This is a genomic window from Glaciibacter sp. 2TAF33, assembly GCF_052114945.1.
In the GTDB taxonomy this organism is placed as follows: Bacteria; Actinomycetota; Actinomycetes; order Actinomycetales; family Microbacteriaceae; genus Cryobacterium.
This window is the reverse complement of sequence record NZ_JBFRFS010000004.1, coordinates 70,804-83,411: the sequence shown is the minus strand read 5'-3', so window position 1 is coordinate 83,411 and position 12,608 is coordinate 70,804. Positions and strand designations below refer to the sequence as shown.

Here is a 12,608-nt window from a genome sequence, read left to right as displayed (position 1 = left end):
TGCGGCATGGGGGACCAATGAACGAAACGCTCCAACGGTGATCGGCACGCCGGCGGACGCCTCGGGCGCTGGCCTCATCGAGCGCGAATCCGACCGCACCGTCGGGGCCGGTGCGCTGGTGCAGAGCAGCGAATTCGGGGTGTTCGACGCCCTCGCGGATCGCGCCCACCAGCTCTACCTCACCGGGTACTCCGAGCGGGCGGTGCACGCGTGCCGCGCCTGGCGGCTTGCCACCCAGAGCGCCGGCGATACCGTCACCACCCGCTACCTGTCCTACATCGAAGGCGTCGCGCTGCAGGAACTCGGCCGCCACCACGATGCCGTCACCGTCGCCATGGACCTTCTCGTCGACCTGGACGACGACGACCCGGACCCCATGTGGCGGGCCAAGGCGCTGGCGCTCCTGGCCGAAGCCTCGTCCCAGGCCAGGGAAGTCAGCCGGGCGATGGATGCGCTCGCGGAAGCGAGCTGGCTGGTCTCCGTCGCGCAGCACGGAAAATACAGTCACCTGTCAGCGAGCACCGCCGTCGCGGTCGCGCTGCGCGCCGTGTTCCTGTTTGAGCAGGCCGACGAGTTGATGGCCGCCATCACGCTGGGCGACGACATGGACATCGACCTCTTGGTGGTCCAGGAGCGCGCCCTGTTGGCAGCGTTCTGGGCGACGACGCTCCTCGTCGTCGGCCGCGCACATGAGTCGGGGCCGCACCTGGTCAGGTGCGCAGAACTGGCACTGCGGATGGGCCGGATCGCCGCGCTGGTGGGCAACACCGAAATGTTCGCGCGCGCCGGAGTCATTGAGGCGTACGCGCTCAGCCGCCTCGGCTACACCGATCTTGCCGCGGCCAGGGTCAACGCCGTGATCGGGAATTTTCCGCTCCGCGACGACCTGGTCGAGACTCACCTCGCCCGGCTGGTGCTGGGGCAGGCGGCAACCGAATCCGGCGACTTCCCCGAGGCGCGCCAGCAGCTTCGCGCCGCCATGGCGACCGCCGACCGGGCGAGCAGGGAGATCTGGGCGGCCGCCGCCCTGGAGGCGCTCGCGAACCTGGAAGTGGCCGAGCACGGCCAGCATCCGGCGGTCGACCTGTGGAAACGGCTTTCCCGGGAGGCCCTGGAGCGGGTCTGGATCGAGCGTGACGGCCGGTTCACGGCGTTGCAGACGCGCAACCAGGTGCGCGCATTGACCGCTGAGACCAGCCGGATGGGGCAGGCGGCATTGCTCGACCCGCTCACCGGCCTCGGCAACCGGCACATGATGGCCAACGCGATCGAGAGCGCCGGCGACAGCTTCTCCGCCCTCTTCATCGACGTCGATGACTTCAAGCAGGTCAACGACCGGTTCTCGCACGATGTCGGCGACGAGGTACTGCGCCGGATCGCCGTGATCCTCCGCAGCCACTGCCGCGCCGACGACATCCCCGTTCGCTACGGCGGCGACGAGTTCGTCGTGCTCGTGTTCGGTGACGGTGCAGCGGCGGACGGCGTCGCCGAGCGATTCCACCGCGCGGTGCGCACAGCCCCGTGGGGACAGGTGGCGACCGGCCTGAGGGTCACCGTCTCGGTCGGGGTGGGCGGCGCCGGACCCGACCGCGGTGCGATCGCTGCCGCGGACGCCGCCCTGTACGTGGCCAAGGGCGCCGGCCGCGATTGCGTCGTCACGGCCTAACCGACCGCTCCGGCCGGGCGGCTCGGGCCGCTCAGTCCCGGCGGGGCTTACGCGGCGGCCGGTCGGCGCCGCGGGGTGCGCTTGCCTGGTCGGGGCGCAACTCGATGAGCTTGCCACTGATGCGGGTGTTCTTCAGCCGGTCGAGGACATCGCCGGGCAAGTCGGCGGGGAGGCCGACGATCGAGAAGTCAGGGAAGATCTGGATCGCGCCGAAGTCCTCGCGGCTGAGGCCGCCCTCGTTGGCGATCGCCCCGACGATCTGGCGCGGCTCCACCTTCTGGCGCTTGCCGACCTCGATCCGGTAGGACGCGAGTGAGCTGTCGCCGGTGCGCGGGCGGCGCTCGGGCCGCTCGCTGCGCGCCGGGCGGTCGTCCCGGTCCCAGCGATCATCCCGGCCGCGGGCCGGGCGGTCGTCGCGGCCGCCCCGGGCGGGGCGGTCGGTACGATCGCTGTGGCCGCCGCGGGCGTCCCGCTCGGCGCGGTCGCGCTCCTGGCGCGCTCGACGCTGCAACCGCTCGTCCTCGGCCGAGAGCAGGAGCGGGGTGTCGCCCTGCGCGACCACGGCGAGTGCAGCCGCGACATCGGACTCCGGTACGTCGTGGTGATCGACGTAGTGGCGGATGATGTCGCGGAATGCCTCGATCCGGGTGTTCTGCCCCAGGGCTTCGGTGATGGCGTCATCGAAGCGGGCGAGGCGGGTGACGTTCACGTCCTCGACGCTCGGCAGCTGCATCTGGGTGAGCGGCTGCCGGGTCGCCTTCTCGATGGCCGTGAGGAGGCGGCTCTCCCGCGGCGTGACGAAGCTGATCGCGGCCCCGCTGCGGCCGGCCCGGCCGGTGCGGCCGATCCGGTGCACGTAGGACTCGGTGTCAATCGGGATGTCGTAGTTGATCACGTGGCTGATCCGCTCGACGTCGAGACCGCGAGCAGCGACATCCGTTGCCACCAGGATGTCGAGCTTGCCGGACTTCAGCTGCTCCACGGTGCGCTCGCGCTGGGCCTGCACGACGTCGCCGTTGATCGCCGCTGCCGCATAGCCGCGGGCGCGGAGTTTCTCAGCGAGCGTCTCGGTCTCGTTCTTGGTGCGGGTGAACACGATCATTCCCTCGAAGTTCTCGACCTCGAGGATGCGGGTGAGGGCGTCGACCTTCTGCGGGTACGACACCATCAGGTAGCGCTGGGTGGTGTTCGCGGAGGTCGTGGTCTTGTTCTTGACCGTGATCTCCTCGGGGTCGTGCAGGTACTTCTTGGAGATCCGCCGTATCTGCGCGGGCATGGTCGCGGAGAACAGCGCGACCTGCTTGCTCTCCGGGGTGTCGGCGAGGATCGTCTCCACGTCCTCCGCGAACCCCATCTTCAGCATCTCGTCGGCCTCGTCGAGCACCAGGTACTTGAGCTCGGACAGGTCAAGGGTGCCCTTGGCGAGATGGTCCATGATGCGCCCCGGCGTGCCGACCACAACGTGCACGCCACGCCGCAGCGCGGACAGCTGGACGCCGTAACCCTGCCCGCCGTACACCGGGAGCACGTGCACACCGCGCATGTGCGCGGCGTATTTCTCGAACGCCTCGCACACCTGCAGCGCGAGCTCACGTGTCGGGGCGAGGACCAGCGCCTGCGGGGTCTTCTGCGCCAGGTCGAGGCGGGAGAGGATCGGCAGCGCGAACGCTGCGGTCTTGCCGGTGCCGGTCTGGGCGAGGCCGACGACGTCGCGGCCGGCGAGGAGCGGCGGGATGGTGGCGGCCTGGATCGCGGACGGGGTCTCGTAACCGACGTCTTTCAGGGCTTTGAGTACGGCGGGTTCGAGTCCGAGGTCGGAGAAGGTGATGGCCACGGGGGCAGTTTCTGCCTCGGTCCGCGCGATCGTGTCAGGAGGCGTCATGGTTCAACGGTAGCGCGTTCACCTGAATGCTGAGTTCGCGGAACGCAAGCCCCTTGACCCCGCTTGGTGAGCGTGTGACTGTGAATGGGACCGTCAGTGAACCCGAATCCTGCGGCTCTGACCTGCACCTGTACCACGGCATGATGCCCGACACCCGTGTCGGGATGACGTTCGGCCACGAGTTCGTCGGCGTGGTGGAGGAGGTCGGTCCGTCGGTGCAGAACCTCAACCGCGGCGACCGGGTGATGGTTCCCTTCAATGTCTATTGCGGCTCGTGTTATTTCTGCGCGAGGGGACTCTACTCCAACTGTCACAACGTCAACCCCAACGCCACAGCGGTCGGCGGGATCTACGGTTATTCGCACACCTGCGGCGGCTACGACGGAGGCCAGTCCCAGTTCGTGCGGGTGCCGTTCGCCGACGTCGGCCCCACTGTGATTCCGGAATGGATGGATGAAGAGGATGCCGTGCTCCTCACGGACGCCCTCGCCACCGGATATTTCGGGGCCCAACTCGGTGACATCGTCGAAGGTGACACCGTGGTCGTCTTCGGAGCCGGGCCGGTCGGGCTGTTCGCAGCCAAGTCTGCGTGGCTGATGGGCGCGGGCCGGGTCATCGTCATCGACCACCTCGAGTACCGGCTGGAGAAGGCCCGCACCTTCGCGCAGGCGGAGACCTGCAACTTCACCGAGTATGACGACATCGTCGTGCAGTTGAAGAAGACAACGGACAACCTCGGCGCCGACGTCGTCATCGATGCGGTCGGCGCCGAAGCCGACGGCAATTTCACCCAGCATGTCACCGCCGCAAAGTTGAAGCTCCAGGGCGGGTCGCCGGTGGCGCTCAACTGGGCGATCGACTCGGTGCGGAAGGGCGGGACAGTCTCGGTGATGGGCGCGTACGGCCCGATGTTCAGCGCGGTGAAGTTCGGTGACGCCATGAACAAAGGGCTGACGCTGCGGATGAACCAGTGCCCGGTGAAGCGCCAGTGGCCGCGACTGTTCGAGCACATCCAGAACGGATACCTGAAGCCGAGGGACATTGTGACGCACCGCATTCCCCTCGAGCATATTGCCGAGGGATACCACATCTTCTCGGCGAAGCTTGATGGCTGCATCAAGCCGCTGATCGTGCCGAGCGCCGCCTGACGAAGGGAAATCCATCATGCTGCACGCACCGTACACAGCGGACAAGGCGCTCCGCACTGAGTCGGCCGACGAGCTCCGCGCTCGCATCCCGGGCTGGGGCGCCGACCTGGACCCGAAGGACCGGCCCTCCGTGCCACGCGAGCGATTCGAGCCGACTGGCGCCCACTGGGGTTTCCCTGAGCGCCAGGAGGAGAAGTGGCCGCGCGAGAGGTCCATTGAGCACGAATTCCTGACGCCGGTCTTCGGAACACGACACCGCCGCGGGGAGTCTCCGGGGCCATGCGGAAGTTCGCGTACGCCAGGTACAGCGAAGGACGCGCCGCCCACTGGCTGATGCTCCTGGCCGCCGACCGCGTCGACTCGGTCGGGAGCCACCTCCGCTCCTTCGCCACCCTGCACCCCGACAACCCGATCACCGAAACCGGCCTGTCGAGCGAGTTCTCACATCACGGGATTTCCTCCCGCTTTGGGACCAAACGGGCCGATCTGAACCACCTCTGGCTTGACCCGCTCATCGTCGCGGGCCCCTGGGTGCTGGCCGGTGTCCTCGCGGTCTCGGCAGTGGCGGGGGTGAAGCGGCGGAGGGGGTGACGCCAGCCGCGCCGAGCTGCTGCCTACCGCTCACCGTCGACGGGCGACAATGTGGCCATCGGAATCTGACGTTCGACCTTCTGTTGATAGTCGGCGAAGCGAGGCGACTGCTGGACGAGTTTTCGCCACAGCACGGCGTGCTCGGTCGGCCCCGCGACGACCACGCTCACGTTCATCCGTCGGCGCCCCACCTCGATGACAGCCCGGTCGGCGTGTCGGAGATTCTGGAACCATTGTGGCTCGGCAACCGACCCGCCGCCCGACCCGGTGACCACGAAATCGTCGCCCTCGGTGAAGTATCCCACCGGGGTTGTGTGGGGAACGCCGGAGGTGCGGCCGGCGACGGTGACCAGGAGCACCGGAAGGCCGTTGACCGCGCCGGTGATCCGGCCACCCGAGATTCGGTAGAGCGAACTGCCCACTGCGCTCCCGGCATGCCTCAACCGCGACTTCATCGTCATTGCCCGGCCCTCCTCGTCAACCCTGCGGCCGAAATTCACTCAGCGTGAGCTCGGCTCCCTGCGGATCACGGATGCGTGCCAGTCCGACCCACGGGGTGTCCGCGGTGTCGAGGACGATGGCTCCGAGTTTCGTGGCCAGCCGGGCGCTCGCGTCGCGGTCGGCGACGGTGATCTTCACGTGCCAGTTCGGCGCCTCCGACCCGGTGACTCCTTCGATGGCCCCGATGACGTCGGCGAAACCGGGCGGGGCTCCCGCCTGTCGCGCGTAGATGTCCGGGTCCGCTGTCGCCGCCAGGTGGTCGCCGTAACCGGGCACGGCGATCATCGACTCCACAGTCTCGCCATAGTTCACGTAGGTCCAGCCGAAAACCCGAGTGTAGAACGCGGCGGCGTCGTCACGCGCGGTGGTGTGCAGGTCGCTGAAGTTCCAGGTTCCGGGGGCGTTCACCAACTGCGCGCCCAGCCGGCGGTAGGGCTGCCAGAGGCGGAATTGTGCGCCCTGCGGGTCGGCGCAGGTGGCGGTGCGACCGCCGGGACCGGCGTCCTCCGGTGCGGCCAGCACCGTCCCGCCGGCGTCGGATATCGCCGCCGCCGTGGCGTCGGCATCCGTCGCCGCGATGTACGTGTTCCAGGTGGCGGAGCCCTCATCGCCGGAGCCGATCGCGCCGACGTCGCGACCGTCGAGCTGGGCGATCAGGTACACAGCGGATGCGTGTCCCGGCATGGCGTTCTTGAACGTCCAGCCGAGCAGTTCGCCGTAGAAGCGGGCTGCGGCGTCCGGGTCCGGCTGCTCGGTGTCGATCCAGCAGGTCACGCCGTGCGGGTAGGTACGAGGGGGAAGGTCGTCCATCTGGCTCCCATCAACTGCGACTGGTGTTCGCCAGCGTAGTCTGCGGTTGGCGCGTCAGGTAGGCCTAGAGAACGCCCGCCAAGGCAACGGATGCGACCAGGCTGAACAGGTCCTTCGGGTCCGCCGGGTCGGCGATCAGGTCGACGTCGACGGCGACATCCGTGCCGGCCACATCGTCCTGGAGGTAGCGCAGCGCGCTGAAGTCCTCGATCGCGAACCCGACCGAGTCGAACACGGTGACCTCGTCGGCGCTCAGCCGGCCGGGCTTCCGGCCGGTGAGGACTTCCCAGATTTCGGTGACGGGGGAGTCGGAGTCGAGCTGCTGGATCTCACCCTCGATGCGGGTCTGCGGGGTGAACTCGACGAACACCGATCCGTTCACCAGGATCGCGGCATCGAGCTCGGTCTTTCCGGGGCAGTCCCCGCCGATGGCGTTGATGTGCACGCCAGGCACGATCATGTCCGCGGTGAGGACGGTGGCGTTCGTCTTGTCGGCGGTGCAGGTGGTGATCACGTCGGCACCGCGGGCCGCGTCACGGGCATCCGCTGCAACGGTGATGCCGAGCACGGCCCTGAATGCGAGGGCCTGGAACTCGGCCTGGGTGCCGGTGCCGATCATCGCCATCGTCGACGACTCTGAGCGGGCCAGCGCCTTAGCCACCATTGCGGAGGTGGCCGCGGTGCGGAGCGCGGTGAGGATGGTCATCTCGGACCAGAACGTCGGGTAACCGGTCTTCACGTCGGCGAGGACGCCGAACGCGGTGACCGTCTGGTAGCCGTGCGACGGGTTGGACGGGTGGCCGTTCACGTACTTGAACCCGTAGGTGGCGCCGTCGCTGGTGGGCATCAGCTCAATCACCCCGGGTTCGGAGTGGCTGGCGATGCGTGGGGTCTTCTCGAAGGCGTCCCACCGGGTGAAGTCATCGAACCATGTGCGCCACGCCTACGAACTGAACCATGATTCCCTCTTTCTTCGGTGAGGCTTCTGGATGCCTGCCGTCCACTGGCCAGTCTGGCGGGAAGATCGCTCAAGAAAAGAGCAGATCGGGCACGAGTTCGCGGAGTATCCGGCGGCTGTCGCAAAAGATAGCCGCCCAGCTGGGAGAGGATGTGGGTATGGCGATTTCTGAGCATCCGTGGGTGAAGAACTACCAGCCCGGCGTCCCGGCGGGGATTGAGCTCCCCACCGAGTCGCTGGTGGCGATGTTCGAGCGGAGTGTGCTCGAGGCCGGCGATCATCCGGTGATGGAATTCTTCGGCCGCCGCACCAGCTACCGGAGCCTCGGAGAGCAGGTCGACCGCGCGGCCGAGGGGCTGCGCCGGCTCGGGGTGCAGGCGGGGGACCGGGTCGCCCTGATCCTCCCGAACTGCCCCCAACATGTCGTCGCCTTCTACGCGGCCCTCCGCCTTGGAGCGGTGGTGGTCGAGCACAACCCGCTCTACACCTCGCGGGAGCTGCGCCACCAGTTCGAAGACCACCAGGCTCGTGTGGTGATCGCCTGGGACAAGGCCGCGGCATCCGTTCTGGCCTTCCCGGTCGACATCGAGATCGACAGTGTCATCGCCGTCAACCTGCCCAGCGAGTTCCCCGCCCTCAAGCGAATGGCCATGCACCTGCCTGTCAAGGCCCTGCGGGCGTCCAGGGAGGCGCTCAGTGCGCCGGCGCCGGGAACCACCAGCTGGAAGAAGCTGCTGGGCCACGGCCGCATCGACCCCGCCCACCCCCGGCCGGACGTCGACGACCTGGCCGCCATCCAGTACACCTCGGGCACCACCGGGCGCCCCAAGGGGGCGATGCTCACGCACTTCAACCTGTATTCGAACGCGCTGCAGGGTGAGGCGTGGATGCACGGAGCCCGGGAGCGCTCGGAGATCTTCTACGCGATCCTGCCGATGTTCCATGCCTTCGGGATGACCCTCTACCTCACGTTCGGGATCCGCAAGCAGGGCCTGCTCGTGCTGTTCCCCAAGTTCGACCCCGACCTCGTCCTGGGCGCCATGAAGAAGTCGCCGGCGACGGTGTACTGCGCCGTGCCGCCGATCTATGAGCGGACCGCGCTCGCCGCACAGGAGAAGGGGGTCTCACTCCGGTCGTGCAAATTCTGCATCTCGGGCGCGATGAACCTGCCCGACCACGTCGTTGAGCTGTGGGAGTCGGTGTCGGGTGGGCTGTTGGTGGAGGGTTACGGGATGACCGAGTCCTCGCCGGTCGCCCTCGGCAACCCGTTCTACCCGACTCGCCGCCCTGGCACCATCGGGGTGCCGTTCCCGTCGACCTCAATGAAGGTCGTCAGCCTGGACGACAGCACCGTCGAGGTGCCGCCGGGTTCGCCCGGGGAACTGCTGATCCATGGCCCCCAGGTGTTCCGGGGGTACTGGAACAACCCGGAGGAGACCGCGAAGACGCTGCTTCCCGGCGGCTGGTTGCGCACCGGCGACGTCGTGACCGTGGACGCCGACGGGTTCACCACCATTGTCGACCGGTCGAAGGAGCTGATCATCACCGGCGGCTTCAACGTGTCGCCGACCGAGGTCGAGACCGCTCTCCGCCTGCACCCGGCCGTGGCTGATGCCGCTGTGTTCGGGAAGCCCCTGGACCGGGGCGGGGAGATGGTGGTTGCCGCGGTCGAGTTGAAGCCCGGTTTCACCCTTGACGAGGATGCGTTGCGCTCGCACTGCCGGGAACTCCTCGCGGCGTACAAGATCCCGAAGAGAATTGTGCAGATCCCCGACATGCCCCGGTCGATGCTCGGCAAGATCCTCCGCAGGCAGGTGCGGGAACAGGTGCTGCCCGCGCTGTGAGAGCGCAGGTCAGCGCCCGAGGTCCTTCAGCAGTCCCTTCATCGTGAGTGCGCGAGCGTTCGCGGACGCCAACTGCTCCAACCCGAACCCGAGCAGCACCGTGTCGGGAGTGCGCACGGCCGCGACGATGCCGCCGAGGCCGGGAGTGCGCTCGAACCCGCGAGTGCCGGCGGGGCTGCCGGTCGGGGGGCCGAGGGCGCTCCAGGCGCCCAGATCCGACTCGAAGCCTTCCGCCTCCGTCGGGCCGGCGACGGTGACCAGCCGGGTGTCGTCGATGATGACCCCGTTCTCCCCGGTGCCGGGGTCGGTCACGTAGCTGACCACCACCTCCACCTGCTGGCCGGTGTAGGCGCTGAGATCGAATGACACCGGCACCCAGCCGTTGGAGAAGCCGGTGAACGAATTCCACTCGCCGGTGCTGCCGGTGGGCAGGCACGGGTCCCCGAGGGTGATGTAGTGCTCGAGCTGGGGGTGCTCGTCCACAAGGAAGCCGGCCTCGCACTCCGTCGGAAGCGCGGATGTGGTGCCGCCGTTGCTGTCGGCCAGGGTGGTCCAGTTCTCCTGCCCCAGGGTGTGCGCTTCTACGATCACGTGGTCGTACCCCTCCTCGGTCGCGTACGAGAACTGCGCCTCGAACGCCGGCGCATCCGCTGCGCTCTGCGACCGCAGGTCGAAGGTGCGGGCCAGGCGCTGGTAACCGTCGTCGACGTGCCCGGCGCCTGCTGCCCAGTCACCGTCGATCGCGATGAACGGGCCGGACGGGTCGAGGTAGCCTGCCACGCTGCTGCTTTGGAACTGCGGGAACTCCGACACCGGCAGCACGTCGCTGGTCACCGTGAACGCGCCGGCCTCATCGACCGGGTTGCCCTGCGTCGCCGGATCGGCGAACATCGCCTGCAGGCCGGTCACCGGTGCCGACGTGCCGACCACACCGCCCGCGGCCAGCGCGGCCCTGCTGTACGCGCCCATGTAGTACTGGGTGAAGTCGTCGGCGTAGAGCAGGCAATCGCTGAACAGGTCTTCGGTCACCGCGCAGGGCTGGTCCGGTGCGCCGTTCAGGCCGTAGTACAGGCCGCCGAGCGTGCCGGCCAGGGTGCCGTAGTACGCGGCGGTCTCGCCGGTGTACGCCAGCTTGCCGCCCTCGTTGAGGAAGTCCCGCACCGCGATGGTCAGGTACTGCTGCCGTTCGGCGACGGACAGGTCCGGCACCTCGCTGCTGCCCACCTCGGTCAGCTCGTCCTCCGGGTCCTGCGTCAGGCGGTTGTCGCCGAGGTACCACAGGATCGCCTTGTGGTGGCCGAGCACCGCCAGGTCGTGCGGCACGCCCTGCGCGTCAACGTCCCAGACGTCCGGCGTCACGCCGTTGGCAGTGAGTGCGTCCACGTACTGGTCGAGGTACTTGGGCGCCGTCGTACCCGGCGGGTAGGTCGGGTTGACGCCGGTGTAGTCCTCGTTGGCGATCACGAGCACGTCGTTGCCGGTGTCCTGCGCCAGCGTGTACGTGAAGTGCTCGCTCTGGATCTGGCGGATGCCCTGCTTGGGGATGTCGCGCAGGGCAGGCCTGGCCGAGAACCAAACCTCAACACTGTCGCCGGGTGTGACGCCGGTCACGAGGCCCCGGTATTCCGCGTAATAGTCGTCGTTCTCGAAGCCGTACCGTTCGCCGCCCTTCCACTGCTTCACCGTGGTGGTCTTGGTGGGGCCGCCGTTGACCTTGTAGTTCAGCCGTTTGAGCGTGAGGGTCTTCTTGGCGACCACCGCCACCGGCTGGGGGTCACCGTAGGAGACGGTGAAGCTGTCCACCTGGAAGTCTGGTGCGTCCCGGCCGACGACGGACACCGGGTCGTCCGGGTCCAGCGCCGACTCGGCGACGGCGAGGGCGAAGGGCACGTTCTTCTCAAACTCGGCCTGCACCAACGCCTCGTCGTCCGGGAAGTTGAACACACTCGGGCAGTCTTCGGCGAGCCATTCGTCGTCAGGGTTCGCGCCGGATGCCGTTTCGCAGGTTGACATCTCCGGGGTGAAGCCGAGGGTGCCGTACGCCTCCTGCAGGTGCGAGTCGATGTCACCGTTTGTGGTGTACAGCTCCGCGGAGATGTCGGGGTCGTAACCGGGGATGGCCGGGTCGGCATCGTCGCCGACCATTGCCTCGTAGATCACGTCGTCGGGCGACGGGGTGGCGACCTGCCAGCCGATGCCGTGCAGCAGCAGCTCAGCCGCGGAGTGGTAATTGATGAAGAACTGCGGGGTGAGGCGCTTGAACAGCGCGTCCATCGCCTGCGTCTCCGGCTCAGACGCCGGCGTCGGCCCGCGGTAGGTCTCGCTCGCCGGGTTGGGGGAGGAGCCCTCGTTGTCGTATCCCCACCGGGTCGCGGAGTTGCGGTTGAGGTCGACCCCGTCACCGGAGCCGATCGCGCCGTCGCCGTTGTTGTCGCGCAGGTTCTTGCGCCACAGCCGGTCGCCGTCGTCCTGGAAGGTGAAGTCGTAGCCGTCGGGGTTGGCGACCGGGATGAACCACAGTTCGGTGGTGTTGATCAACGTGGTGATCCGCGGGTCGGTGCCGTAACCGTCGAGGTACAGGTGCAACAGCCGGCGCACCATCTCGGGGGTGATCCACTCCCGGGCGTGCTGGGCGCCGAAGTAGACGGTCGTCGGCCGGCTGCCGTCCTTGGCCGTTGCGGGGTTCCTGGTCACGCGAACGGCCGAGATGTCCTGCCCGTTGACGGTCTGCCCGATCACCCGGAGCTCCGCGATCGTCGGGTGAGCGGATGCCTGCGTCGCGAGCTCCTCCTGCAGTCCGCCGGGTCCGCTATACGGCCGGAACACCGGCCCGGCCGCCTTGGCGGAACGCTTCTGCGCGCCCGTGCTCTTCGGCGTCAGGTCCGCGCCTTCCCTGGAGAGCTCGGCTGCCTGGTCGCCGCTCAGGATCACCTGCACCGACAGTCGACCCGCGCCATCCGGGGACGCCACGATCTCCTGCCGGTCCACGCCGAGTCCGACGATCGCCTGGAGCCCGGCCGCATCCACTGTGCCGGTGTAGACCGCGAGTTGGTCGCCGGCCGAGGGCGGGAGGGGTTTGGCAACGCTCGGGCCGGCCACGACGGTGGCGAACCCGAGCGCGACGGCGGTGGCGATGGCGATTCCGAGCTTGCGGTTCATGACGCACCCCTTTGTGGTCGTTTGTGGTCGCAGCGTTGGTCGCAAAGCG

At 68.1% G+C, this 12,608-nt stretch carries 7 protein-coding genes and 2 pseudogenes; 4 read left to right on the top strand and 5 right to left on the bottom strand.

Annotation, left to right across the window (positions count from 1 at the left end; translation table 11 throughout):
• Positions 1-37 precede the first annotated feature (37 nt).
• Positions 38-1,666, top strand: coding sequence for a GGDEF domain-containing protein (locus AB4Y94_RS04670; protein ID WP_441725418.1), 1,629 nt, complete (start codon positions 38-40; stop codon positions 1,664-1,666).
• A gap of 31 nt (positions 1,667-1,697) precedes the next feature.
• Here AB4Y94_RS04670 and AB4Y94_RS04665 read toward each other — a convergent pair whose 3' ends face one another.
• Positions 1,698-3,548: a DEAD/DEAH box helicase gene (locus AB4Y94_RS04665; protein WP_441725415.1), complete on the bottom strand. Its 1,851-nt coding sequence runs from the start codon at positions 3,546-3,548 to the stop codon at positions 1,698-1,700.
• Positions 3,549-3,628: 80 nt separating this feature from the next.
• On the opposite strand from AB4Y94_RS04665, the gene AB4Y94_RS04660 reads away from it, so the two are divergent.
• Positions 3,629-4,696: a zinc-dependent alcohol dehydrogenase gene (locus tag AB4Y94_RS04660; protein ID WP_441725412.1), complete on the top strand. Its 1,068-nt coding sequence runs from the start codon at positions 3,629-3,631 to the stop codon at positions 4,694-4,696.
• Positions 4,697-4,712: 16 nt separating this feature from the next.
• Positions 4,713-5,287, top strand: a pseudogene (locus AB4Y94_RS04655) (hypothetical protein).
• Positions 5,288-5,310: 23 nt separating this feature from the next.
• Here the strand turns inward: AB4Y94_RS04655 and AB4Y94_RS04650 are convergent.
• The 3 genes and pseudogenes from AB4Y94_RS04650 to AB4Y94_RS04640 all read right to left on the bottom strand — a co-directional run.
• Positions 5,311-5,748 (bottom strand): nitroreductase/quinone reductase family protein, encoded by a 438-nt coding sequence (locus tag AB4Y94_RS04650; RefSeq protein ID WP_441725409.1) that lies wholly within the window; start codon positions 5,746-5,748, stop codon positions 5,311-5,313.
• A gap of 16 nt (positions 5,749-5,764) precedes the next feature.
• Positions 5,765-6,598 carry a VOC family protein gene (locus AB4Y94_RS04645; protein ID WP_441725406.1) on the bottom strand — a complete coding sequence of 278 codons (834 nt, stop codon included), beginning with the start codon at positions 6,596-6,598 and terminating at the stop codon, positions 5,765-5,767.
• 64 nt (positions 6,599-6,662) lie between these two features.
• Positions 6,663-7,523: pseudogene (locus tag AB4Y94_RS04640) on the bottom strand (ornithine cyclodeaminase); the annotation flags it as partial.
• 191 nt (positions 7,524-7,714) lie between these two features.
• On the opposite strand from AB4Y94_RS04640, the gene AB4Y94_RS04635 reads away from it, so the two are divergent.
• On the top strand, positions 7,715-9,400 hold the full coding sequence (locus tag AB4Y94_RS04635) for a long-chain-fatty-acid--CoA ligase (RefSeq protein ID WP_441725404.1): 1,686 nt from the start codon (positions 7,715-7,717) through the stop codon (positions 9,398-9,400).
• A 9-nt stretch (positions 9,401-9,409) separates the two neighbouring features.
• Here AB4Y94_RS04635 and AB4Y94_RS04630 read toward each other — a convergent pair whose 3' ends face one another.
• On the bottom strand, positions 9,410-12,559 hold the full coding sequence (locus AB4Y94_RS04630; RefSeq protein ID WP_441725401.1) for a M14 family zinc carboxypeptidase: 3,150 nt from the start codon (positions 12,557-12,559) through the stop codon (positions 9,410-9,412).
• Between the last annotated feature and the right edge of the window lie 49 nt (positions 12,560-12,608).

Excerpts from the sequence above, each read along its gene's own strand:
- AB4Y94_RS04665 (WP_441725415.1), bottom strand. The coding sequence starts at position 3,548 with ATGACGCCTCCTGACACGATCGCGCGGACCGAGGCAGAAACTGCCCCC.
- AB4Y94_RS04650 (WP_441725409.1), bottom strand. The coding sequence starts at position 5,748 with ATGACGATGAAGTCGCGGTTGAGGCATGCCGGGAGCGCAGTGGGCAGT.
- AB4Y94_RS04645 (WP_441725406.1), bottom strand. The coding sequence starts at position 6,598 with ATGGACGACCTTCCCCCTCGTACCTACCCGCACGGCGTGACCTGCTGG.
- AB4Y94_RS04635 (WP_441725404.1), top strand. The coding sequence starts at position 7,715 with ATGGCGATTTCTGAGCATCCGTGGGTGAAGAACTACCAGCCCGGCGTC.
- AB4Y94_RS04630 (WP_441725401.1), bottom strand. The coding sequence starts at position 12,559 with ATGAACCGCAAGCTCGGAATCGCCATCGCCACCGCCGTCGCGCTCGGG.